This is a genomic window from Bacillus thuringiensis (assembly GCF_001182785.1).
GTDB lineage: Bacteria > Bacillota > Bacilli > Bacillales > Bacillaceae_G > Bacillus_A > Bacillus_A thuringiensis_S.
This window is the reverse complement of record NZ_CP012100.1, coordinates 133,659-158,793: the sequence shown is the minus strand read 5'-3', so window position 1 is coordinate 158,793 and position 25,135 is coordinate 133,659. Positions and strand designations below refer to the sequence as shown.

The window sequence follows — 25,135 nt, the reverse complement described above, 5'->3', positions numbered from 1 at the left end:
ATACTTATGTTAATTTCTTTCGTTCTTATGTTGATGGGCATAGGAAAGGATTTCACAAATATAAAATAAGATTGACAACATAAGATTACAAGTGTAATATTCAATTACTGATTACAAATGTAATCCAAGGGAGGTGTAATTTAAACGAATGAAAGAATTACCTAAAATTTCAGAAGCTGAGTTAGAAGTAATGAAAGTACTTTGGTCAAAATCTCCACAAACGGCAAATGAAGTGATTGAAGAGTTGGAGAAGAATATGGATTGGAAACCCAAAACGATTCGAACACTAATTAATCGATTAGTTCACAAAGAAGCAGTTGCTTACCATCAAGATAAAGGGCGAATGTACGCTTATTATCCTTTGGTTTCGCATGATAATTATTTACAAGTAGAAACAAAATCTTTGCTAAAACGTTTCTATGGTGCAGCATTTAAACCTTTACTGGTAAATTTCTTGAAAGAAGAAAAGCTGTCTTCAGAAGACATTAACGAGCTTAAACGTATCCTGGATGAGAAAACTGAGGAAAATCAGAGGAAGGATAGATCATAATGATAGAAATGTTTATAAATGTCTATCTGCCTCATTTTTTCGATTGGTTGATAGAGACCTCTATTATGGCTAGTATATTAGTGGTCCTAATCTTATGTATCAAGGTCTTGTTTAGAAATAAATTAACTCCACGTTGGCAATACATGCTATGGATGATATTAATTATAAGACTTGTTTTACCTTGGTCGCCAGATAGTTCCTATAGTATTTATTCTGTTCTTACTTACAAGAATGATGATGCATTCATTTCTAGCCGAAACCCTGTAACTAGTATTCTTACAAAAGAAAACATGAGAGAATTCAGATATACAGAAGATACAAAGTCACTTGCAAAAGAAGTTACAAATACCCCTAGTTCAGCGCTAGCTACTGAGGGAAACAAGGTACAGACATACAATTATGAAAAGCAGGATGATAAGAAGATTTCATTTTATACAATCATTATCTACATTTGGCTTATGGGCGTTATCCTTCTAAGCGTTGCTACTATAATAATGAACAGGCGTTTATTACTATACATAAAAAAACAACCTGTTATTACAGATGAGAAGATTGTCCAGATTTTTGAAGAATGTAAGAAATCTATGTCTGTACAACGAGATATTCCTCTACTTGTAGCTGGAAAGGTTCCCAGTCCAACAGTGTTCGGATTTATTCGGCCTAAGTTGTTGTTATCAAGTGTACATATGAACATATTAGATGAACAACAACTACGCTATATTTTCCATCATGAATTAGCTCACATTAAACGAAAAGATGTTGGTGTGAACTGGCTTATGCATGGCCTACTCATTTTAAATTGGTTTAATCCTATTCTTTGGTATGCCTACTCATGTATGAGGGAAGACCAAGAACTTGCATGTGATGCATTAGCTCTTACATGTATAGATGCAGATGAACAAATTGCGTATGGACATACGATTATTAGTCTTTTGGAGCATTACTCAGGTTATTATCATGTACCAAGTATAGCGAATTTTAGTAAAAATAAAAGAGCGTTAAAAAGGAGAATACTAATGATTAAAAAATTCCAAAAAAATTCATATCGTTGGTCTGCGCTAGGGGTTGTTGCGGTTATTGCAGTATCATCTGTGTCCTTATTAAATGCCCGTGCTGATATGCCAACTAACTCTAAGAAACAGCAAATAGAAGAGAAAAATAGTATGAAAGAATTAAAAACACAACCCGATAACTCTTTGCAGCAAATAGTTGAAAAAATGATTGGTACAAAAGAACAGGCAGAAGCAGAATTTTTAATTACCGAAGGAGAGTACAATATTTTCCTTACAGAACTTGGAGTGGCGCGAAAGCTGTTTACGAAAGAAGAATTTAAACGGTTTATTGAATTAGAAACAGAGTCATATACTTTGAGTAAAAAAATAAGGTTAGTGGGGAATCCTGACAAATTAGGCCCAGAGGAACAGAACAAATTTAAGGAAAATGAAAAAGAAATTGAACCATTTAGAAGGAAAATTTATTCGGATTTTAGATTAACTAAAAAGGAAGCACAGAAGTACCTTGATTTTCAAATTAAGACACCACCTGTTGTAGTAAATGGGTTTAAACTAGCTGGTGAAGAAGTTCAAACTTCGTTGTTTCCTGGTAGGAAGAATCCCGTTATTGTTTCTGAATATCACAGAGGAGATTCGTTGTCTTGGTATGTTGTGAATCAATCTGTAGTTAGAGATAAAGAAGAAAATCCATTTTACGGGATAATGGAAGATAGTGAAAAGATAACAAATTATAAATTAGAAGGTGCAAACATTACTTTTGTAGAATCGTCTGAAAGTAATACGAAGTATATGGAAGGCATTATTCCTGCAAAAGGAAAGAATAGCGCTTATCAAGTCATATTACTTGCAAATGATGTTAGTAAAGAAGAATTAGAGAAAGTTATGCTGTCCTATATAAACTAAAAAATAGAGTCTGAGGATCCTGTTCCTGAGGCTCTATTTTTTAGTTTAAACGAAACCTTTAAGTGAAAAGAGAAATTAGTAGGGTTTATCTAATGAAAAAATAAGATGAAATTTAGGCTAGTCTTCGAATTTCATAGCACGATACCTCTTTATAATTATTAATCTCTTCTTCCAAGAACAAATAAAAGAAAGTTTATATTCTTATCTGCATTATCCAGGAATATCCCCGGGCGGCCAAGAAAATATTTAGTGCAATAGTTATTCGAAAGAATAAATGAAAGATAGTATACGAGGAGATGGAAGAAATGAAAGACGGAAGAATTCAGCAATTACAAGAAAATTGGGATTTAGATAAGCGTTGGAAAGGGGTATCACGTCCGTATTGTGCTGAAGATGTTATTCGTCTTCGAGGATCTATTGATATTGAACATACATTAGCACGCCGCGGTGCAGAGAAACTTTGGCAATCTCTTCATACAGAAGACTACATCAATGCACTTGGTGCATTAACAGGAAATCAAGCAATGCAGCAAGTGAAAGCAGGCTTAAAAGCAATTTGTGTAAGTGGTTGGCAAGTAGCTGCTGATGCCAATTTATCTGGAAATATGTATCCAGACCAAAGTTTATATCCAGTGAATAGTGTGCCCTCTGTTGTAAAAAGAATTAATCAAACGTTGCAACGTGCTGATCAAATTCAGCATATGGAAGGCAGCAGTGATATAGATTATTTCGCACCTATTGTCGCCGATGCAGAAGCTGGTTTTGGTGGGCAATTAAACGTATTTGAATTGATGAAAGAAATGATTGAAGCAGGTGCGGCGGGTGTGCATTTTGAAGATCAGTTGTCTTCAGAAAAGAAATGCGGACATTTAGGTGGAAAAGTATTATTGCCGACGCAAACGGCGGTACGTAATTTAATTTCTGCTCGTTTAGCTGCGGATGTAATGGGTGTGCCGGCAGTAATCGTGGCAAGAACAGATGCAGAAGCAGCGGATTTAATTACGAGCGACATTGATCCAATTGATCAAGAATTTATTACAGGAGAAAGAACAACGGAAGGCTTTTATAGAACAAAAGCGGGGCTCAATCAAGCAATTGCTCGTGGCATAGCATATGCACCATACGCAGACCTTATTTGGTGTGAAACGTCTGAACCAAGTCTAGAAGATGCGAAGTGTTTTGCAGAAGCAATTCATGAGAAATATCCAGGTAAGCTACTTGCATATAACTGTTCACCATCTTTTAATTGGAAACAAAAATTAGATGAAAAAACGATTGAAAACTTTCAAAAAGAAATGGCATCATATGGTTACAAACTCCAATTTGTAACACTTGCAGGGTTCCATTCGCTTAACTTCAGTATGTTTGAATTAGCACGCGGCTATAAAGAACGAGGTATGGCAGCATATTCTGAACTTCAACAAGCTGAATTTGCAGCAGAAGCGCATGGTTACTCTGCTACGCGTCATCAACGCGAAGTCGGAACAGGTTACTTTGATGAAATAGCACAAGTGATCACGGGTGGAACTTCTTCTACGACGGCGTTGAAGTGTTCTACGGAAGAAGCACAGTTTAAAGATAAGTAGTTCAGTTATTGCGGAGAAAATCTCGAGTGAAATTGGTATTCGTAAGCTGAATTATAGACGTTAACAATAAGTCAGCAATAAATGGCATTAAAACAACAGCCATTCAATAAAAATTTTACTTTTTCACAGTTATTCATAATTTTTCCTTGCTAAATTTTATATCTATTATTATTTAAAGGAAAACCTTCATAATCTATCATATCGAATGATATGATAGATTATTCTAAATTGTTTTGATAAATAAATTATAGCATTTACCTTTTATTGCCTTATGTGTTAATGTATTAATATACAGTTTATAAAATACAATTGATAGGGGTGGAAATATGATTAAATTCAAGAAATTATCTACATTATTACTTGCAAGCGCTTTACTAATACTACCTACAAGTGCAAGTGCAGCAAATCTGTATGGTGTTGTGAGTAATAAATGGGATGGAAGTGGCACTATTCAGGAAGCTGTAGGTATCGATGGGGATACTATTTTTGTTGGCAATTCTACTGATTTAGCTGTATTAAGCACTGAATCTGGTGGATCAATGGTTTCACATGAAAAGAACAAACCTTCTTTTCCTACAAAAGGTATTGTAAAAACTGCTGATGGCAACATTTTTATTGCGGGTACATCAGGAAAATGGAAAGTTGTAGATTCATCTGCAGGTTTAATTGAACAAGGACAACTATCAGACAAACGTAATCCGAGATTTGTTAAGCAACTATTGGATGGAAGGCTTTTATTAGTTTACGATAAAGGTTATTATGCTATCCTTGATGGTAATTCTTATGGCGTAACACGAACAGGAAAATGGCCAAATGATTGGAATATTAACGATTCAATTCAGTTATGTGAAGACCAGATCTTGATGGTAGGTGATAAAGGAAAATATCAAGTCATGTCACTAGGGAATGGAAACGTCATCAACTTTGGGGATTGGGGATCAACAAAACATGATATTACGTCAATTGACAGACTTTCTGATGGTACTATAATAGCTGTTGGAGAAGGTGCAAAATTCGCCCTCTTTAATAAAGAAGGAAAAAAGATTGAGAGTTCAGAACTGACTGATCAAGAAAGTAAAAATTATAAATGGAATAAAGTAGTAGCACTCAAGGATAAACATGCAATAGTAATTAGTTCCTCTGGTCAGATGCTTTTGGTTCAGATTGATGGAAATAATAAAATTTCTGTTAAAGCAAAAACAAAATTAAATAATTATACTTCTAACGGTACTGTAGTAAAAATTAAAGAGAATCAAGTATTCGTTACCCTTGGTAGTGGTAGATATATGGTTTATCAAGCAGATTTATAAAAATTCGAATTCAATGGTAAACCACCTTTGAAATGCAACAAACCTAGTACTCGTATCATTAAATTACAATATAAAAATAATAAGGGGGATTATTTTGAAAAAAATATACTTATTTGTTGGTTTTTTGATGGGTTTTATAGTATTTAATATAGGTGGTATTAGAGTTGAAGCTACTGAGCTAAATGTAGAACAAATAAAACATTTAGAGTCTTTAGGTTTCACTAAAGAAGAAATCTCGGACATGCCTGAAATGGAAATAATGAAAAACTTAGAAATTGATGGCCAAGTTGTAGCTACCAAAGAAAAGTTTATTAAAGTTACTGAAAATGGAGTTAACAATTCTAGTAAAGAAATTGAAATTGATAAGAACACGTATTTAAATGGAGTTCAAATAGAAGAAGCAAAAAGAATTCAAAAAAGCAATGGTATGGCAAGACTTTCTAGCGATTCAAATACCACATCTTATAAAAAAGTTACAACTAATATTGTCTCATTAAAAGCGAAACAAAAGTACAGAGTAAAAACTTCAATAGAATGGAGTGTTATGCCTAGCAATAGAAAAATAGATGTTATAGGAACAGGTGTTAACAGTTCTTTTTGGGCTCCTTCTCCAGGATCACAATACGGACAACAAAAATGGAAACTAAAGTATGATTGTAATAAAACTAAATCTAAGAATGCAACTTATACCAAGGACAGCAACAAATGGTCAAAAGGGCCTTCTGGCTATGCTTTAAATATTGATTTACCTAATAATGTTAATAAATCCTACGCTTGTTATAACGAAAAAGTACTAACTTTATCCGCATTCTCTTATTATACAGTTGATAAATTAGCAGCTACTACTCAGATGGATGCTTATGGTAAGTACTTGCATCAAGAAACAACATTCCAAGTTTCTCCGTCTATATCGTTTTCACCTCTTTCATTTGGAGTTTCAGCTAGTCAATCTGATAAATTTACAGAAACTACTACACATGCACAAGTGAAATTTTAAAAACTTTTAAAAGGATTAGCAAATGCTATATTGCAAGGAATACGAGGGGTAGCTCCTATGGAAAACAGAATGAAAGAACCACGAAAATCTAGTTAACTTTCTGAACAAAAGTTTAGTAACACTTCAACTAATTTAACTGAATTTGAAACAAAACTAAATAGTAAATAATTAAAAAAGGGAGCCATGCTCTCTTTTTTTAGTCCTCAGTAAAATCTTTTTACAATGATGAATTTGAAAGAATGACTTCCACGTTTTAAATAAAATTTCGATTTGCCAACGTAAAGAATAGCCAACTAAACGCGAATTTCGTACGCTAAGGAATTTCTAAGTTGTAAAACTTAGTTTTACGTTAACAAAGTACCATAAACGACATTTAATGTTTGTTATGGTACTTTGTTTTTGGTAATGAGTTTTGGAACTGACTTTTGACCATATTTCTTTCAGTTTTGTTAGAACTAAGTAGAGTTCCTTAAACGGTCGTTTTTGTTACAGCTATTGCTACATTTGGATTTCAGTAGATAATTGGAAGGTGTGAAAAAAACATAAATTTAAATAATTGGTTCTTTATATTAAAGAGAGGTCTTCAATTTCTATTATCTCATCTATTTTAAAGTAGATTTCCTTTATTTTTTCTTATTTTTCAACGTTTGGATGAAAGTATTTCAGAAAGTTGAATAGATATATTATGAGAGGTTGTCCACTATTCTATATTAGGATGGATATAAATTTTATGAAAAAGGAGCACGTATTATGAAATTTATCGAAATTATAAAGCGTAGCTTTGATTCTTCACACGTATATAGTCAACAGGAGCTTATACAGATTGTACAAACATTTGATTTGTCACCTGAAAATGTCATTCCTTATATTACAGCCCCAAAACACTTGGAATACGGACGAAATATCATTTATCATACAAAAAACCTGGAAGTAATGGTTCTTTACTTCCCTAGCTTGGCGAAAACTCCCATTCATAATCATGGTACTTCGACGGGGTGTATTTATATTGTACAAGGCGGCATACAAAATATCCTATACAATTTTGAACCCTCCGAGACTACACCAACCTATCATCAAACGCAACAATTTACGCAAGGAAATGTATTTACTGTTGATAAAGATACGATTCATATGATACAGAACACTATGCCCTTACCAGCTATTACTTTCCATGTATACTCCCCATCATTAGAAGGAGTAACAATCCATTCTTCTTAATAAGATGTAATATGAGCTAATTATTTTCCTTTAAATTGTTCATTTTGAAAGGGGTAATTATGGATCAATTTAAAAATCATTTCATACAAAGTCTACAAGACGGACGGAGTGTTTGGCTAAAAGGTAAACAAATTGATGTCACAAAGAATGAAAATTTCCAAGGTACGTTAGCTACTATTACGCATTTATATGACTTGTTTAAAGATCCTACACATCAGCAATTAGTTGGCTATCTAAGTCCTAAAACGCATACATGGGTTCATGCAGCCTTCTTAGTACCAAAATCTTTCGAGGATATATTAAAAAGACGGACAGCTTTTGAAACATGGAGTCAGATGACAGATGGGGTTATGAGCCGTTTATCCGATTATGCTCGCTCTCGATTAACAGGGTGGTATGCAGCTCGTGAATCATATAAAGAGTTTGATCCTCAATTTCCTGATAAAATATCAAATTACTATGAAAAGGCAAGAGATCAACACCGTTTCATAAGTGTAATTCAACGTGATCCACAAATAAATCGATCTGCTCAGCATCCAGTCGATATAAATGAATTAGGCTTATTAAGAATTACAAGAAAAACTACTGATGGGATATTTTTAAATGGTGCCAAGATGATTGGAACCGCATCGCCATACTCGAATGATTTACTTATTTATCCTGTAACACGATTAAAAAGTGAATTAAGCTCTTTAGCTCATTTCCTTGTTGTTTCTGCAAATTCTCCTGGTTTACATATGATTTGTCGGGAGTCGTTCGCAACTGATTTTTCCCAACAAGTGAATTCACCGATTAGCTCCAAATATGATGAAATGGATGCATTATTAATCTTTGATGATGTCTTTGTACCTTGGGAACGTGTATTACTGTATGATAATCCAGAGGTTCTATGGAAATTAAAATCAGATGTAGCCTCCAATAGCTTAGCTTATCACCAAGCGATTGTTCGATTATTAATAAAGTTAGAATTCGTTACAGCAATTGCTTGTGAAATGGCGGAGGCAATTGGTGCTAACTCTTATTTACATGTCCAAGAAAAGCTTGGGGAACTTATAATGCAAATTGAAACGATCAGAGCTCTTTTACTCTCTTCAGAAAGAGAAGGGAAGCTAGATGAACATAAAACATATTTACCTAATTTTAAATACATTGAAACAGCAAGAAATCTAGGATCTAAGTATTATCCAAGAGCTATAGAAGTTTTACAACTTATTGGAGCGGGAGGCTTCATACAACTACCTTCTCGTGTAGAGGACTTTCAAAGTCCATTATCACATCTATTAGAAAAATATTTTAAAGGAGCTACTATTCCAGCAGATCAAAAAACAAAGCTCTTTAAGTTGGGATGGGATATAATTGGAAGCCCTTTAGGGTCTCGGCATGAATTATATGAGCGATTCTACGCGGGGGATCCAATACGTAACATGGCAAATCAGTATATAAACTATGACAAACTTAAATTCAAAAATATGGTGAGTAAATTTCTAAATACTTAAATGTTTTAGAACAGATGCTAATAAATAGAGAAATGAGGGTTGTTTATAATGAATGAAAAAGTAAAGAAAATCATTGAATATGGGGCACGTGCCCCTCATTTTCATCCTAATTTCCCTTTAATTTTATTTTGGAGTCAAAAGAGTGGGTGTACATCATTTGCAAATTGGTTTTTTTCCCAGATAGGCTTATATGAAATTGCCATGCAGTATAATCCGTTCATTCATAACTATGAATATGATATATATAAAAGCAAAGCAGGATATATAACGAAATTATCAAGAGAACTTCTAAAAGGAGAAAAAGACACGCTAAAATTAGTACGGAATCCTTACAAAAGAGCGGTAAGCTCTTTTGTTTCGCTTATTGCTTCACCAGGTATAGAAAATCCAGAGTGGGAACCTATTAGAAAGTTTATTTATAACGACAGTACATGCAAAAAGAAAATATCATTTAAACATTTTTTACATTACCTTCACACGAATGGGGCAGATGCTGACTATCTTAATCCACACTATTCACAACAATATATTCAAGGAGAAGAAGAGTTTGTAACCAATTATATATATTTAGAAGATTTCTCTAATGAAATCTCAAGAATAGAAACTAAATATAACCTACAGACTATCCCACTAGACACATTAACGAGATCATGGCATCATCAGGCGCCTAAGATGATTCATAAGGGAAACTATGCTGAAGCTGACATTACAGATCCATCCTTCCCTCGGCTGCCGACATATCAGAGCTTTTATGATACGGAGGCTATACAATTAGTTACAGATATATTTAATGAAGATTTTGAAGCGTATCATTATCTTAAAATGGATATTTCTACAATATGAATCAGTTTCAGAGTACTTAAATAATAGCCTTATTTTTAATATGGAAAACACCGTGACCACTGTTATGGTGTTTTTTTGGGGTTTAACACTATATTTTTAACTTTATGTAATCCATATAACCTCAAGATAAGACGTATTTGTAAAATAATGTATGCCTATGACCCATTTCTACACGTATCCCGGCTGAACCCCTACTTACAAGAAAAATTAAAGGAAATTGAGCATGTCACCAAGTTAGGTTTTCAGAGGTTGGGTCTAATATGAAATGGCTCATTAATTTGTATCCTAAAAAATGGAGAAAACGCTATGGAGATGAGTTTTTATATATTTTAGAGAAAAGGGAACTCTCTTTGAAAGAAATAATTGATGTATTTATTAATGCTATGGATGTAAGATTATTAAACTTAGTGGAGGAGATTATTAATATGGATAAAAAAATTCGTGATATTATGCTTCATTCTGTTTTTAATCGTTTCTTAATCGTTGGTTCAATAATTCTTTTAGGATTATTAGGTGGATATTTTATTGCTAATTACACCCCTTCAATTTCAGAGTTATCATCTAAATCCTTATTACTGATTGGCGTTGGTTTGGGAATATTTGTTGGCTATGTAATTGGTTTGGTAAGAGGAATTATGAGAGTAATAAAGGTAACTCAAAAAGAAGATGTATTTCTACCTACAGGAAAATTAAAATTCGATAAATTAGAAAGTTAAACTTTACTAATTTTGTATGAAGGGGAGGGGGAATCATGAATTCTAAAATTTTGAAAGATGTAAAAGTAAAATGGGGTTTTATCTCAGCTATAGTGTTGGGTATTATAGCAGTAGCACTTGCAGTATATAATATCGGTTACTGGGTAGTTATAGTTATTTTATCTGTAATAATCTCATCTTTTAGTGTATATAGAGCTAATCAATTATATAAAGTAGAGGATAAAGATAACTAAATAGCCTCATCACATAATTAAAAAACTATAATTTATTAACCTTAAGAGCTGTTTCGACAGCTCTTATATATCTCCTCATTTTTAAAAATTATAGATTAGCTTTTTAAAGTTAATTACAAAGAATATGTATCAAATAAATACTTTCTAAAAAGCTGATTCTTTAATATACGAGGAGATCGGCTTTTTTTATAGAATTTTTCTTAGCGTATAAAATCCGCGTTTTGCCGTCAGGCTCCCATTGCTATCAAGTTAAAAAATCAGTTATTACCCAAAATGATAAAAATGAAATTCGGTGCTATAAAAATACAACATCTTTATTTAAGGGGGACTTTAAAATCTTAGTTTGAGGGGCATGTGGTGCTACCACTATACGTAATCCTTATAATTAATTCATATTTAATTATATTTACATACTTTTAACCTTATGTTAATGTAAACTTTATTATAATTAATTCTAGTTAATTTTTGGGTCTCTTTACCTTCGTGATAAGAATGCATAAACCCTATAACAAATAGTATTTGTTAAATTTTATAGGAAATTACCACTTTTACATCTTTAAAATATAATAATCAGATGTAAAGTATAGTTTTAATGAATAGCAGGTACACAATGGTAATTTGAATTTAATAGTAACGAATTGATTATAAATTGATTTTTTTTTTGAGGGTGTGAAAGTATAATGAATCCAGTTTTAAAAAAAATATGTATTTCCTTTGCTTTTTCTCTAGCAGGGCTGTTTTGTTTTTTTAAGTTAAATGGAAACCTGTTATTGTCTGGAGTGGGAATTATAATGGGATATTTATCTTTATTTAATATCATGAGTTTATATTCTCAAAATTCTCACGATAAAACATTTACTAAATTTTTGAAAAAAATCGCAGTTATTTGCTTTTCTTTTGCAGTATTAGGAATATCCTTTGGGATAATGCACGAATTATTAGGAGCATGGAGTCTTAGTATAATGGCAAATTATTGGTTTCTAATGCTAATTTTATATGTAACAAACATAATTTCATTAGTTATTTTAGTATTTGCAAATCAAAATGACCCACATTATCCCTGGTTATATAGAATTCTTATATTTTTTAATCTACTTCTTACCTTAGGGCCAGTTTTATTCCCAATATTTATTCTAATCCTTGGAAATGGCATGAATGCACATACAATATGGTAATAACATTTAAATTAAATAAGATTTTAAAGTACCCCCTAAATAAAGATTTTGTGTTTTTTAGCACCGAAGTTGACTTTTATCGTTTTGCAGCCGATTATTTTTTCTTAAGTTGATGAGAATATAGGCCTACCCCATCACCATTAAGATCCGTTTATATCAGTTTAATTTCATAAGACAGTTTCAGAAAAGAAAAGCTGATTTTCCTATGTTATTGTAAAAAGTAAAAGAATACATGAAATAATAAACCGGGGAGAAATGTAATTCTCCCCGGTTTATTACTGTTTTAGTGATGGTGAAATTATCGGTAGATACACATAAAAAGTTGTTCCTTCTCCAAACTTACTTTTTACAGATACTGTTCCTCCATGTGCTTGCGTAATAGTTTGAGTAATTGCAAGCCCTAGACCAGATCCACCATGCTGTCTTGTTCTGGAATCATCAATTCTATAAAAACGATCGAATACATAAGGAAGGTTTTCTAATTTTATGCCTGATCCATTGTCCTTTAAGGATATTTCTACTTGATTCTCTAAGACCATTAAAGAAACTGTTATTTTGCCTGTAGTCGAATCAGTATGTTGGACGGCATTATGGAATAGGTTTAAAATAATTTGTTTGATTTTATTAGTATCATAAGTGCCTTTTACTCCTTCCGTTAGATCATATAATATCTGTCGATTTCCACCTAAAACGCTTAACTGTGGTTTCATCTGCCAGATAAGTTTGGTGAGATTGGTTTCCGATAAATGTAGTCCAGGCTCACGATCCATTTTTGCAAGAAACAATAAATCTTCTACTAACTTTATAATGCGTTTTGATTCGCCGTGCATACTGTTTAAAGCATTATAAAGCTGTTCAGGGCGATCAGCTGCGCCTCGTAATAATACTTCTAAGAAGCCATGAATAGATGTAAGTGGTGTTCTTAGTTCATGAGAAGCATCGGCAATGAAGCGTTTCATCTTCTCTTTTGTTTCTCTTTCATATTGGAAGGATGCCTCTAATCGCTTCAACATGTCATTATATGCTAAAGCTAATTGGTCAACTTCTTCTTGCCCTTGGTGTGTAGGTAGTCGTTCAGCCAAATTCCCCGCATTCGTATTTTTCACTGCATTTACAATGTTAGAAAGAGGAATCAATGTATTTTTTAGAACTGGTAAATATAGCGCTAAACCGATAAGTAAAGCTAGTATAGATAAAACAATAAATGTTAGTAATTGCTGAAATAGAACATCACGTAAAGGAGCAATATCTGTTCCGATTTGAAGAATTTGATCAGGAACTTGATTAAAATCTCCATCAGAACCGTTTGGAAGACTCCGAATAGGTTTGAAAACGATTAATTGCTCAATCCCCTCTTTATTACGTACTACTTTATAGGTTACTTGTTTACGATTTGAAAACTGTTCTAATATTTTTTCATACTCTTTACTAGATAACTTTGGCGAGGACATGCCCGTACTCTCTGCGAAATCCTTATAACCACCAGCTTGTCCGATAATTGCAAGTGAAATGTCTTGTGAAAACAGAAATCTTGGTCGATTAGGATCAGGATGTTTTTTTTCATTATTTTCTGAGTTAAAAGGAAGTAAATCTAATTCTGGTGGTAAAGACATCATCTTCGCTCGTAATGTCTCGGCTTCATTTTTATACAAGAAGTCTTTCATTACCCAAAATTGTAAAAGACCAATACTCAAAAGAATAAGAGATAAAATAAATAATGTTCGAGTTAAAAGTTGCTTTCGTAAGGAGCGAGACATTAGTTTTTTGTTTTTCAAGAACTGGATTATTTTCATCATGGTAGATCCACACGATACCCCGCTCCCCTAATTGTACGAATGAGTCGGTGTTCTTTATCTTTCAATTTTTCCCTGAGTGAACGAATATACACTTCCACAATATTTTCATCTCCTTGAAAATCATATCCCCATACTTTATCAAGTATCACACCCTTACTTAGTACAATCCCGTGGTTAATTACAATATATTTAAGTAGTTCATATTCAGTAGGAGAAAGTTCCAAAATTTCATCTTTAAATCGTATTTCTTTTCTACGATCATCCACCTTAAAAGGGCCATAAATAATCTCGCTGAATAAATTAGGAAACTGATTACGAAGACGTGCGTGTATACGGGCAAGTAATTCATCAAAACTGAAAGGTTTAATCACATAATCGTCTGCACCTAATGTTAATCCTTTCACTCGATCATCTACTTCGTCTTTTGCAGTAAGCATAATCACGGAAGTAAGAGCACCGCTTTTTTTTATCATCCGGCATACTTCAAATCCATCTGTACCAGGCATCATTACATCTAAGATGGCCACATGAGGCTCGAATTCTTGTACTAAGTTCATGGCACTTATTCCATCCGTCGCTTTTTTTACTACATATCCTTCGTTCATTAACCCGATCTCTAAAAACTGTAAAATATGTGGTTCATCATCTACTATTAATATTTTAACCCCTTTAAGAGAGTTCATGTTCTATGCCTCCTTTTTCTTCCTTATCGTTAGTATCTACGATTATGCTTAAAATTTGCTGAAAGTCATTTAAATACCTGGTAGTTTTTTATTTTTTGTCATTTTCTCTTTTCATACGAAAGATATTTCATGTATTCAGGAAACTTTCAGCTTACTTTCAAGTTCACTTCAGATAGAAGAAAGATAATACATTTAGGGCCTAGTTAACTTTATAAAATGATTAAGGAGTTGTAATTCTATGTTTTTACAATTGAAAAAGCGATTGGATATTCCTCTAATATTCATAGTCTTGTTAGCACTTTTTCTAAATGGCTATAATATTTGGACGGATCATTATGTGAATACTTATTATACGACTGCAGTGGCAAGTATGCTGCAAAACTTTCATAATTTCTTTTTTGGTTCACTCGATTCAGCTGGGTCTGTAACGGTAGATAAACCCCCTGTTACATTTTGGATTCAAACAATTAGTGCCTATATTTTTGGGCTGCACGGCTGGAGTGTAATTCTACCTCAAGCATTGGCAGGGATAGGATCTGTATTGTTAATTTATTTTTTAGTTAAACCTTCTTTTGGTGTAGTTGCTGCACGTCTTAGTGCCTTAGCCTTTGCATGCACACCAATTGCAGCTGCAGTGAGTCGAACAAATAACATTGATAGCATGCTTGTATTTACTCTTTTGTTAGCTACTTGGCTCTTGTTTAAAAGTGTAAAGCGTGAAAGTGTTTGGAGTCTTTTAGGATCTTTCGCGGTAATTGGGATAGCTTTTAATATGAAGATGTTACAGGCATATATGATACTGCCTGCTTTTTATCTCTTTTATCTTTTAGCTGCGAAAGTAGACTGGAAAAAAAAGATCGGTTTCCTTACTGGTGCAACAGCTATCATGCTCGTTATTTCTCTTTCTTGGGCGGTAATTGTAGACAGTATTCCTGAAAATAAACGTCCGTATATTGGAAGTAGTGAAACAAATTCAGTTTTAGAATTAGCATTTGGTTACAATGGTATATCACGTCTTACTGGGAATCAGGGAGTACCGGGTGCGAAGGAACATCAACAATCGCCTCAAAATAATATGTGGGGAATGCCAAATGATGGTGCTGAGAATGGCAAACAGGAAGTTCCAGCAGATAAAGGAATGCCTAATGCAAATGATCAACCTCAAACACCTGAAGGTAACAATGAAGTAGTGCAGAAAGATAATCATCAAAATGGAGCTAATTTACCACAAGGAAATGGTGATTATAGTCAAGGATTCCAAATAAACAAAGGGGATGGTCCACCGACAGGTAAAAATGGTGGTCCAGGTGGCATGGCAGGCGGTATGTTTGGAACTGGAGAAAAAGGGCCGTTCCGTCTATTCCAGTCTGAATTATCTGGTCAGGCTAGTTGGCTGTTACCGTTTATTGCTATTGCTAGTATTAGTTTATTGGCTAGTGTAAGAAGAAATAATATAACCTTAAAACATAAAGAAGCTGTCTTTTGGCTCGCATGGTTAATTCCAGTTATGGTATTTTTCAGTATTGCTGGATTTTTCCATCACTATTATTTAATAATGCTTGCGGCTCCTATTGCAGCTCTATTTGGAGCTGGTTCAACACAGCTTTTTGAGGATTATAAGAATAATACTGGCTGGAAGTCTTGGTTATTGCCAATTGCAGTTGTAGGAACAGCAGGTTTCCAATGGTATATCATGCATCCTTACAGTGATGTCATTGGAGCTGAGTGGCCACTTTGTATAGCAGTAGCCGGAATTATTATGACTTTCGTACTTGTTTTGTTCAAGTGTAAGAAGATTGTATTGCCTTTTACTCTGCATATTGCAGGATTACTTATATTATTAATCGGACCATTGTATTGGGCTGCTACGCCGATTACATATGGTGGAAATAGTATGCTCCCACAAGCAAGCCCAAGTTCAGCTGATGGTAAAGGAGCTTTTCCAGGAGCAATGCCTGGATTTTCTGGACAAGGAGGGCCCGGTGGTAGCGGACTTCCAACTGAACGAGAATATATTGAAAAAGATTCTGCTTCACCAGAAGATCACATGCAAATTCCAAACCCTAGTAGAAAATCTTCAGGATTACCAGGAAGCAAGCCAGGAGATATGGATAACGAGAGTTTAGATGATAAAACTTTTTCATATTTAAAGAAAAACAATACTGGTGAACAATACTTATTTGCTACAACAAGTTATCAAACAGCAGCTCCTTACATTATAGATGAAGGAGAATCTGTAATAACGATGGGGGGATTTTCTGGTTCTGATCCAGTGTATTCTGTTGAAAAATTAAAAGAGTTGGTAGTAAGCGGGAAAGTAAAGTACTTCCTCCTTTCAAATGAAGGAATGAGAGGCGAAAGCTCTGAAGTAACAAAATGGATTCAAGAAAATGGTGAGAAAATACCTTCTGATGAATGGCAGACAAAACAAAATGGTGGAAAAGAAGGTATGAATATGGGTGGTCCTGGGCGCTCAAATACTTTATATAAAGTAACTTTGTAAAGGAGTGGTTAGAGTGGGAAACAATATATGTTATTCAATAATCATCCCCATGTATAACGAAGAAGCTGTTATTGAAGAAACGTATCGAAGACTGAAAAGGGTCATGAAAGATGCAAATGGTACGTATGAATTACTATTTATTAACGATGGAAGCCAGGACAAATGTGCGGATATTATAAAGCAATTTATGATAGGTGATAAGACAGTGAAACTTATCGATTTTTCACGGAATTTTGGTCACCAAATTGCAATTACAGCTGGTATGGATTATGCAAATGGGGATGCAGTTATCATTATTGATGCTGATTTGCAAGACCCACCAGAGCTAATTCTACAAATGATTGAAAAATGGAAAGAGGGGTATGAAGTAGTCTACGCAAAACGAATGAAACGTAAGGGTGAAACATGGTTTAAAAAATGGTCAGCAAGCACGTTTTATCGCGTGCTTCGCGCTTCCACAGATATTGATATACCAGTAGATACGGGAGATTTTCGCCTTATGGATCAAAAGGTATGTAAAGAAATGAGAAAGATAAACGAAAATAATAGATTTGTTAGAGGATTAGTTAGTTGGATTGGATTTCGTCAAATAGCAATTGAATATGTTCGAGATGAAAGAGTAGCAGGTGAAACTAAGTATCCCCTTAAACGAATGGTTAAGCTATGCCTAGATGGGATTCTGTCTTTCTCTTATAAACCTTTAAAATTAGCAATTTATTCGGGTTTACTGCTTTCTAGCTCAGGCTTTCTATACTTTATATACGTGCTATACCTTACTTTATTTACTGAAGCAACCATGAAAGGGTGGCCTTCTATCATTAGTATTATGTTAATTTTTAATGGCTTTATGCTATTTATGTTAGGTGTTATTGGTGAGTATATTGGGCGAATATATGATGAAACAAAAGGGCGCCCTCTATATATTGTTCGAGAATTTTATGGGGAACCGGAAAATGAAAAATTAGCCATCAAACATGAGCCAGCGTATGAATAAAGATTTAATACGAATTTTTAAGTTTTTAATAGTAGGTATACTGAATACAGGCATAGATATAGTAATCTTTTCATTACTTGTCATTGGGGACGTGCCCATGTTATTGGCGCAATCAATCTCCTATTGTTGTGGTGTAGCTAACAGTTACTTACTGAATAGGGTTTGGACATTTAAACAAGAGAGAAGTCGAGTTGTAGTAGAAGCATCTAAATTCATTTTTATTAATCTTTTAAGTCTTATTGTAGTATCTCTAATACTAAGAAGTATGTATGATACTTTGGAGCAGTCTTTGATTGTTTCTAAAGTGATTGCAACTTTAATTGGTAGCTTAATAAACTATGTAGGATCGAGATATTGGGTGTTTCATACTTCTCACACTAATGAAGTGAATTAAAATACGATGTAATGAAATGAATTGTTTGACATTTTTATAGCGGTATAAAATATGGGGTTAGAAATAAACCCCTCTAATTTATTGAGGAAGTTATTTCTTGTCTAAACTGTATAATTTTTTGTGGTTACAAACTTTTTTGTTACAAAATGGAATATTCGTAAAGGAACCTATAAGTAAGGTTGAATTTTTAAGAAAAAGTTAAGGAACGAAAGTCACAATAGGTTTACCAAAAACATATACGAGGTGGAATAAAAAATGGAACAAACGAAACAAAAGTTAATACAAATTTTACTCATAGTAAACTTGGGGATTAGTACGTGTGCAGCTATCGGAGTAGGTTATGTAGCTTATAAACAGAGTAAAAGTCCGGACTTTTCAGAGATGGGCTCAAGAGGGCGCGATAAGATGTTCCCAGGTAATGGTAACGGTCAATTCCAGCCGAATCAAGAACAATCAGGACAAACAGGGCAATAGAGAGGGGAACAGAGATTTGAAAAAGTGGATTATTATTTCAACCATTATTATTGTAATAGGAGGAGCGAGCGCTTGGTTCTTTTTACATAAAACAGATAAAACACAAGGTGTTGTGGCAGCTTCTCAAACAACGACAGTACAACAAGGAAAACTGGAGGTAGCAGTTAGTGGTTCGGGTTCGGTTACAGCAAATACAGATCAAGATGTAACAGTGAAAGATACAATTCTTATTGTTGATACTATAAGTGTAGCGGCTGGAGATACAGTGAAAAAAGGTGACACGCTTGTAACCTTTAAAAATGGTGCTGTCGTTACGGCTCCATATGACGGGGAAATTCAATCAGTTAGTGTGAAAAAAGGCGGCAAAGCGTCACAGGGAACAATTCTTCTTCGTATGAAGGATGCAGATGGATATACATCACCTGTAACGAGAGGGAACAATAGTGCAAATTCAGATAAATCAAGTGGCGGGAGTGGTTTGACAGCCGATAGTGTCAGTGTAAAAGAAGGTGATGTTGTAGAGGCAGGTGCAACACTTGTAACCTTTACAGATGGAAGTATTTTGCAAGCCCCAGTAACGGGGACAATTACAAGCCTTTCTGTTACAAGCGGTGATTCTGTACAGGTTGCGGATCCAATTGCACACATAACAAACTACAACGCTTTGCAAACAACGATTAGTGTTGATGAATTAGATGTACCGAAAGTAAAAGAAGGTCAAGCGGTAAAAATAACAGCAAGTGCATTCGGAGATGAAACATTCAGCGGAAAGGTAATAAGTGTAGCAACAAAAGGAACAGCAGACAAAGGCGTTTCTACATTTGACGTAACTGTACAAATTGAAAATCCGAAAAATATGAAGATTGGTATGTCAACAGAAGCAAGTATCTCAATAGAAAGTAAAGAAAGCGCATTATACGTCCCAGTAGAAGCGGTGCATACAAACGGAAATGAAAAATATGTACTAGTTCCTACATCTTCAGACGATGTAGCGCAGTCAACAAAAAAAGTGACAGTAGAAACTGGTATTTCAAATGATACGCATGTAGAAATTACAAAAGGGTTAGCAAAAGGAGATACGGTGCAAATACCGAGAGTTCAATCTAAAGGGAATTCTTCTCAAGGACCTATGATGATGCCTGGCGGAAACTCTCAAGGAGGATTTGGTGGCGGCAATTTACAAGGAAGACCTGGTGGTGAGTTTGGAGGAAGATCTAACGGCGGAGCTCCAGCTGGCGGCGGACAAGGAGGGCGTTAATGTTATGGTAGAGCCAATTATTCAAATAAAGAACATGAAGAAAGTTTACGAACTTGGCGGCGAAACAGTAGTGGCTCTAAAAAGTATTTCTCTCGATATTCAAAAGGGCGATTTTATCTCTATCATAGGACCATCAGGCTCTGGGAAATCAACATTTATGAACATGATCGGATGCTTAGATCGACCGGATTCAGTTGAATACTTGCTAGATAATGAAGAGATAGGGAAAATGAAAAGCTCTGAGCTTGCGACGATTCGAAATGAAAAGATAGGTTTTATATTTCAAAATTTCAACCTGATAGCGAAACTTACAGCAGTTGAGAATGTCGAGCTTCCACTTATTTATCGGGGCATGAAAGCAGGAGAAAGAAGAGAAACGGCATTAGAAGCATTACGAAAAGTAGGGTTGGCAGATAGAGGGAACCATTTGCCTTCTCAATTGTCCGGTGGGCAACAGCAACGTGTCGCAATAGCACGTGCGTTGGCTGGACATCCTCCTATTCTACTAGCAGATGAGCCGACTGGAGCACTTGATAGTAAAACGAGTAAAGAAATATTAGGAATTATGAATGCATTAAATGAGCAAGGGCATACCATTATTCTTATTACACATGATTTAGATGTTGCAAAGAAAGCAAGCCGCGTCGTTCGGATTCACGATGGACAGCTCTATGAGAATGGAGGTGAATGGTTTGCAAACACTCAAAATGGCACTGAAAAGCATTAAGGCAAATAAAATTCGAGCATTTTTAACGATGCTTGGAATTATTATCGGTGTATCCTCTGTTATAGTCATGGTTGCGATAGGACAAGGATCGACAAAAGAGGTACAAGATCAAATTGGCAACTTAGGTACAAATGTATTAACGGTATCGATTACGGATTCAGATGCTACATTTAAAGAAAATGACGCAAAACAAATTCAAGATATTAACGGTATTAAAGATATTGCACCAACAGTATCAGGAAGAGTAACAGTGAAACATGAAAAAACGAATACACAAGTGTCAATGATTGGAACAACTTCTTCTTATTTAGATGTCCGTGATTTAAAGCTGCAATCAGGACGCTTCATTGCAGACTTAGATCAGGGGAATCATTCGAAAATTGCTGTACTTGGTGCAAGCACAGCACAAACATTATTCGGCTTAGGAGACCCGGTCGGTAAATCGGTAAAGGTAAACGGAACGTCTTATAAAGTTGTTGGAGTTCTTGAATCAGTGGGAAGTTCATTAGGAACAAGCGGAGATAGTACGATTATTGTTCCGCTTAGCACCGGACAGCGTTTAGCTGCTACTACGAATGTTGGGACAACATATGTAAAGGTAGAAAATGAAGAAATGATTAATTTCATATCGAGCCACATTGAAAGAACGATGAATTCCATCTTAGGTGATACAGATAGTTATAGCGTTTCAAGTCCAAAAGATTTAATGGAGACAGCATCATCTGTCAATGATACGATGACATTAATGCTAGGCGGAAGTGCAGCAATCTCTCTTATCGTAGGCGGGATTGGCATCATGAATATTATGCTCGTATCAGTTTCAGAACGTACGAAAGAAATAGGCATTAGAAAAGCAATTGGAGCAAAGCGTAAAAACATACTGCTTCAATTCCTTATTGAAGCAGTTGTATTAAGTTCATTCGGTGGAATAATTGGAATAGGGATTGGAGTAATTAGTGCTCAAATATTTTCGCTAGCTACAGGTACAACAATCGCGTATTCCATACCCGTTATGCTGTTATCATTTGTTTTCTCTTTATTAGTTGGAGTAATATTCGGTGTATTTCCAGCGAATAAAGCATCGAAGCTGGATCCAATTCAAGCACTACGATATGAATAAAAAAACAAAGCGATCGTGTTCTGCGATTGCTTTGTTTTTTACTATGTAAGGGGTACCATCACATCGCTATCAAGCTAACAAAACAAAATACCCCTGAAATGAAAAAACACGTATCCTTTTCTATAATTCTATAGAAAGAATAGCGTATTTTCATTGTTTTTAGGATTAATTACCTAAGTTTCATGGACATGCTTTTATACATTGCCCCCATAACTTTTATAGATCTACTTAAAATTGCATTAAGTTTTATTCAGCCGGTACTTTATTAGCGTCCATTTCTACAAATTCACTAAAATCATCTCCCCAATCACAGATGGCAGTTACTACGTGTTCTAGGCGACGACCTACTTCACTAAGTTCATACTCAACCTTTGGAGGTACTATAGGATATACACATCTAGTAATTATTTTATCTTCTTCTAACTCTCTTAATTGTCTAATTAACATGCGTTGATTCACATCAGGAAGCTTCTTTTGTATTTCACTTAATCTTAAAGGTGAACGCTGTAACAAACACCATATTATTGCTATTTTCCAACGCCCTCCTATCACAGATAAAGCTAAATCTTTTCCTGTGAAAAATTCCTTATCCTTATAATGAATAACCATAATTTTTGACCTTCCTCTCACGGAAAATGTTTATAGTGACAAATTTGTCAGTATTGTAATTAAAATTATAAAGTGTAATCTTAGTGGTGTAAACAATGAAAAAAGAAAGTAGGGATTCAGTTGAAAAGTAAAGCTGCTGTTGCATTTAAGCCAGGAGAACCACTTCAAATCGTAGAAATCGATGTAGAAGAGCCAAAAGCAAAAGAGGTATTAGTAAAAATATTATATACATCTGTCTGTCATACAGATGCTTTTACATTATCAGGTGACGATCCAGAAGGAGTATTTCCTGCTGTACTAGGTCATGAAGGTGCGGGTGTTGTCGTTTCAGTAGGTGATGAAGTTACTTCAGTAAAACCTGGTGATCATGTTATTCCACTTTATACACCTGAATGCGGAGAATGTAAATTCTGTCGTTCTGGTAAAACAAACTTATGTAGTGCTGTACGAGAAACACAAGGTAAAGGTTTAATGCCTGATGGAACAACACGATTCTCTTATAACGGAGAGCCACTGTATCATTACATGGGAACTAGTACATTCAGCGAATATACAGTTGTTAATGAAATTAACTTAGCGAAAATCGACGAAAACGCTCCGTTAGATAAAGTTGCCTTATTAGGGTGTGGTGTGACTACAGGTATCGGTGCTGTACACAACACTGCAAAAGTTGAAGAAGGAGCTGTGACAGCTGTATTTGGTTTAGGAGCGATTGGATTAGCCGCTATTCAAGGACTAGTTCAAGCGAAAGCAAGCCGAATTATTGCAGTTGATCTAAATCCTCAAAAATGGGAGCTAGCTAAAAAAATGGGAGCGACTGATTTTGTTAACCCTGCGGATTATGATCGCCCAATTCAAGAAGTTATAGTCGAAATGACAGATGGAGGCGTGGATTATAGTTTCGAATGCATTGGTAATGTTGAAGTAATGAAGTCCGCTCTTGAAGCATGTCATAAAGGTTGGGGCGAAAGTATTATTATCGGTGTAGCCGGTGCTGGCAAAGAGATTCATACTCGTCCATTCCAATTAGTAACGGGCCGAGTATGGCGTGGATCAGCCTTTGGTGGAGTTAAAGGAAGATCTGAGCTTCCGGAAATGGTTAAAGATTATATGCAGGGTGATATTAATTTAGATTCATTTATTACTCATCATTTAGAATTTAAAGATATCAATGAGGCATTTGATTTATTACACAAAGGTGAATCCATTCGTACGATTTTAACTTATGGAGAGTGAGATAATGAGTCTTACATGTATTGAACAACATCGTTCTTTCGACGGAGAGCAACGTAAATATATTCATTACTCAGAAGTTTTGCAATGTAATATGAAATTTAGTATCTACTTACCATCAAATAAAGAAAAGAAAAAAATCCCGCTTATATGGTGGTTATCTGGTTTAACTTGTACAGATGATAATTTTAGTCAAAAAAGTGGGTTCCAACGTTTGGCTGAAAAGCATCAAGTTGCAGTAATCATGCCAGATACTTCACCGCGTGGAGAACACGTTTCGGATGTTGCAGCATGGGATCTTGGACAAGGAGCAGGTTTTTATTTAAATGCTACCGAGGAGCCCTGGGCCCAGCATTATAAAATGTATTCATATATCGTAGATGAATTAACATCTATTGCTTCGACTATCGTACCTAATTTTTCAGGTGAAGAAAGCATAATGGGACATTCAATGGGAGGACACGGGGCGTTAACGATTGGTTTGAAAAATGCTAAGAGATTCAAAGCGATTTCTGCTTTTTCGCCAATCCTAACCCCTAGTCAAGTTCCATGGGGAATAAATGCTTTCACCTCTTATTTAGGTGAAGACAAAGATTCTTGGAAACAATGGGATGCTTCAGAATTAATTAAAGAAGATAATATTCCACCTATTCTTATTATGCAAGGTAGTCAAGACGAGTTTTATCCAAAGCAATTGGAAGAGCATATTTTCTTAGAGAATGCTCAAAAAAATAGTCAAATGGTAACTTATAAAAAAATGGAGGGCTATGATCATAGCTACTTCTTTATTGCCACTTTCTTAAATGAGCATTTCTCTTTCCATATGAAGTATTTAAGATGATTCTTATTTACAGCAAAATATAGTAACAAAAGTATCCGCATGTAGAGATGTGGGTACTTTTGATTGTTATATTTTGTCGTGTTTTATCGTTGGTAAAAACAATTAAAGTGGGGGAAGAGTTTATGTGTATTAAAAAAATGCTATTTAATTACCGTGTTAAACAATCCTTATTAAAAGCTCGTTATGGGATTGAAAAGGGAAATCGACAAGTTGATTTGGGTAAAAGCTCAACTGAAACGTCTAAATCCGTTTCGATAAGAGATACCAAATCATATATTCAGCTTAATACTAAAACATTAGAAGACATGATTAATTACTTAGCAGCTATTCACGAAATGTCTTTTCTTTCTGTGGATAAGAATAAAATGCTTTGGCCATTAATATCCAAATGCTGAATTTTAAAAAATGACTATAATTTTGTCGATTTTCATATTAAATATATGAATTGATGGGGGGGACCATT

Annotated in this window: 24 protein-coding genes and 2 pseudogenes; 22 read left to right on the top strand and 4 right to left on the bottom strand. The window is 34.7% G+C overall.

Going from position 1 to position 25,135, the window contains the following annotated elements; all coding sequences use genetic code 11:
• Window positions 1-148 precede the first annotated feature (148 nt).
• The 6 genes and pseudogenes from AC241_RS27950 to AC241_RS35305 all read left to right on the top strand — a co-directional run.
• Complete coding sequence (locus tag AC241_RS27950; RefSeq protein ID WP_050845063.1) at window positions 149-550, top strand: BlaI/MecI/CopY family transcriptional regulator; 402 nt, start codon at window positions 149-151, stop codon at window positions 548-550.
• Window positions 550-2,466, top strand: coding sequence for a M56 family metallopeptidase (locus AC241_RS27945; RefSeq protein ID WP_050845061.1), 1,917 nt, complete (start codon window positions 550-552; stop codon window positions 2,464-2,466). The genes AC241_RS27950 and AC241_RS27945 overlap by 1 nt, the downstream gene beginning before the upstream one ends.
• A gap of 305 nt (window positions 2,467-2,771) precedes the next feature.
• Window positions 2,772-4,052: an isocitrate lyase gene (gene aceA, locus AC241_RS27940; RefSeq protein ID WP_048564064.1), complete on the top strand. Its 1,281-nt coding sequence runs from the start codon at window positions 2,772-2,774 to the stop codon at window positions 4,050-4,052.
• A gap of 326 nt (window positions 4,053-4,378) precedes the next feature.
• Window positions 4,379-5,362 carry a hypothetical protein gene (locus tag AC241_RS27935; RefSeq protein WP_050845060.1) on the top strand — a complete coding sequence of 328 codons (984 nt, stop codon included), beginning with the start codon at window positions 4,379-4,381 and terminating at the stop codon, window positions 5,360-5,362.
• Window positions 5,363-5,456: 94 nt separating this feature from the next.
• Window positions 5,457-6,359 (top strand): hypothetical protein, encoded by a 903-nt coding sequence (locus tag AC241_RS27930; RefSeq protein ID WP_050845059.1) that lies wholly within the window; start codon window positions 5,457-5,459, stop codon window positions 6,357-6,359.
• 18 nt (window positions 6,360-6,377) lie between these two features.
• Window positions 6,378-6,527: pseudogene (locus tag AC241_RS35305) on the top strand (ribonuclease); the annotation flags it as partial.
• A 42-nt stretch (window positions 6,528-6,569) separates the two neighbouring features.
• On the opposite strand, the pseudogene AC241_RS33580 reads toward AC241_RS35305, so the two are convergent.
• Window positions 6,570-6,647 (bottom strand): annotated as a pseudogene (locus AC241_RS33580) (transposase); the annotation flags it as partial.
• A gap of 462 nt (window positions 6,648-7,109) precedes the next feature.
• On the opposite strand from AC241_RS33580, the gene AC241_RS27925 reads away from it, so the two are divergent.
• From AC241_RS27925 to AC241_RS27900, 6 genes are all read left to right on the top strand, one after another.
• Window positions 7,110-7,577, top strand: a complete 468-nt coding sequence (locus AC241_RS27925) for a cysteine dioxygenase (RefSeq protein WP_050845058.1) — start codon at window positions 7,110-7,112, stop codon at window positions 7,575-7,577.
• 59 nt (window positions 7,578-7,636) lie between these two features.
• A complete protein-coding gene (locus AC241_RS27920; RefSeq protein ID WP_050845057.1) occupies window positions 7,637-9,073 on the top strand; it encodes a 4-hydroxyphenylacetate 3-hydroxylase family protein in 1,437 nt (478 codons plus the stop codon).
• A 45-nt stretch (window positions 9,074-9,118) separates the two neighbouring features.
• Window positions 9,119-9,916: a sulfotransferase family 2 domain-containing protein gene (locus AC241_RS27915; RefSeq protein WP_413541773.1), complete on the top strand. Its 798-nt coding sequence runs from the start codon at window positions 9,119-9,121 to the stop codon at window positions 9,914-9,916.
• Between the two features lie 260 nt (window positions 9,917-10,176).
• Window positions 10,177-10,632, top strand: a complete 456-nt coding sequence (locus AC241_RS27910; protein ID WP_050845056.1) for a hypothetical protein — start codon at window positions 10,177-10,179, stop codon at window positions 10,630-10,632.
• 35 nt (window positions 10,633-10,667) lie between these two features.
• Window positions 10,668-10,865: a hypothetical protein gene (locus tag AC241_RS27905; RefSeq protein WP_048564058.1), complete on the top strand. Its 198-nt coding sequence runs from the start codon at window positions 10,668-10,670 to the stop codon at window positions 10,863-10,865.
• Window positions 10,866-11,545: 680 nt separating this feature from the next.
• Window positions 11,546-12,040, top strand: a complete 495-nt coding sequence (locus tag AC241_RS27900) for a DUF3902 family protein (protein ID WP_048564057.1) — start codon at window positions 11,546-11,548, stop codon at window positions 12,038-12,040.
• A gap of 275 nt (window positions 12,041-12,315) precedes the next feature.
• On the opposite strand, the gene AC241_RS27895 is transcribed toward AC241_RS27900, so the two are convergent.
• Both AC241_RS27895 and AC241_RS27890 read right to left on the bottom strand, forming a co-directional pair.
• Complete coding sequence (locus tag AC241_RS27895) at window positions 12,316-13,836, bottom strand: sensor histidine kinase (RefSeq protein ID WP_230690629.1); 1,521 nt, start codon at window positions 13,834-13,836, stop codon at window positions 12,316-12,318.
• Window positions 13,833-14,519 carry a response regulator transcription factor gene (locus AC241_RS27890; RefSeq protein ID WP_048564056.1) on the bottom strand — a complete coding sequence of 229 codons (687 nt, stop codon included), beginning with the start codon at window positions 14,517-14,519 and terminating at the stop codon, window positions 13,833-13,835. The genes AC241_RS27895 and AC241_RS27890 overlap by 4 nt, the downstream gene beginning before the upstream one ends.
• Before the next feature lie 238 nt (window positions 14,520-14,757).
• On the opposite strand from AC241_RS27890, the gene AC241_RS27885 reads away from it, so the two are divergent.
• From AC241_RS27885 to AC241_RS27855, 7 genes are all read left to right on the top strand, one after another.
• Window positions 14,758-17,022, top strand: a complete 2,265-nt coding sequence (locus AC241_RS27885) for a glycosyltransferase family 39 protein (RefSeq protein WP_050845054.1) — start codon at window positions 14,758-14,760, stop codon at window positions 17,020-17,022.
• Window positions 17,023-17,035: 13 nt separating this feature from the next.
• The gene (locus tag AC241_RS27880) at window positions 17,036-18,016 is read left to right on the top strand and encodes a glycosyltransferase family 2 protein (RefSeq protein ID WP_155417081.1); all 981 of its coding nucleotides are present in this window, start codon (window positions 17,036-17,038) and stop codon (window positions 18,014-18,016) included.
• Window positions 17,997-18,410 (top strand): GtrA family protein, encoded by a 414-nt coding sequence (locus AC241_RS27875; protein ID WP_329957878.1) that lies wholly within the window; start codon window positions 17,997-17,999, stop codon window positions 18,408-18,410. The genes AC241_RS27880 and AC241_RS27875 overlap by 20 nt, the downstream gene beginning before the upstream one ends.
• 255 nt (window positions 18,411-18,665) lie before the next feature.
• Window positions 18,666-18,884: a hypothetical protein gene (locus tag AC241_RS27870; RefSeq protein WP_050845050.1), complete on the top strand. Its 219-nt coding sequence runs from the start codon at window positions 18,666-18,668 to the stop codon at window positions 18,882-18,884.
• Between the two features lie 16 nt (window positions 18,885-18,900).
• Window positions 18,901-20,142: an efflux RND transporter periplasmic adaptor subunit gene (locus tag AC241_RS27865; protein WP_050845048.1), complete on the top strand. Its 1,242-nt coding sequence runs from the start codon at window positions 18,901-18,903 to the stop codon at window positions 20,140-20,142.
• Between the two features lie 4 nt (window positions 20,143-20,146).
• On the top strand, window positions 20,147-20,869 hold the full coding sequence (locus AC241_RS27860) for an ABC transporter ATP-binding protein (RefSeq protein WP_050845046.1): 723 nt from the start codon (window positions 20,147-20,149) through the stop codon (window positions 20,867-20,869).
• A complete protein-coding gene (locus AC241_RS27855; RefSeq protein WP_413541770.1) occupies window positions 20,835-21,989 on the top strand; it encodes an ABC transporter permease in 1,155 nt (384 codons plus the stop codon). The genes AC241_RS27860 and AC241_RS27855 overlap by 35 nt, the downstream gene beginning before the upstream one ends.
• A gap of 246 nt (window positions 21,990-22,235) precedes the next feature.
• Here AC241_RS27855 and AC241_RS27850 read toward each other — a convergent pair whose 3' ends face one another.
• The gene (locus tag AC241_RS27850) at window positions 22,236-22,598 is read right to left on the bottom strand and encodes a winged helix-turn-helix transcriptional regulator (RefSeq protein WP_048564050.1); all 363 of its coding nucleotides are present in this window, start codon (window positions 22,596-22,598) and stop codon (window positions 22,236-22,238) included.
• Window positions 22,599-22,718: 120 nt separating this feature from the next.
• Here AC241_RS27850 and AC241_RS27845 point away from each other — a divergent pair, with 120 nt between their 5' ends.
• From AC241_RS27845 to AC241_RS27835, 3 genes are all read left to right on the top strand, one after another.
• Window positions 22,719-23,834, top strand: coding sequence for an S-(hydroxymethyl)glutathione dehydrogenase/class III alcohol dehydrogenase (locus AC241_RS27845; RefSeq protein ID WP_048564049.1), 1,116 nt, complete (start codon window positions 22,719-22,721; stop codon window positions 23,832-23,834).
• Between the two features lie 4 nt (window positions 23,835-23,838).
• Window positions 23,839-24,672, top strand: coding sequence for an S-formylglutathione hydrolase (gene fghA / locus AC241_RS27840; RefSeq protein ID WP_050845045.1), 834 nt, complete (start codon window positions 23,839-23,841; stop codon window positions 24,670-24,672).
• A gap of 122 nt (window positions 24,673-24,794) precedes the next feature.
• Window positions 24,795-25,067 carry a hypothetical protein gene (locus AC241_RS27835; protein WP_048564047.1) on the top strand — a complete coding sequence of 91 codons (273 nt, stop codon included), beginning with the start codon at window positions 24,795-24,797 and terminating at the stop codon, window positions 25,065-25,067.
• The last annotated feature ends 68 nt before the right edge of the window (window positions 25,068-25,135 follow it).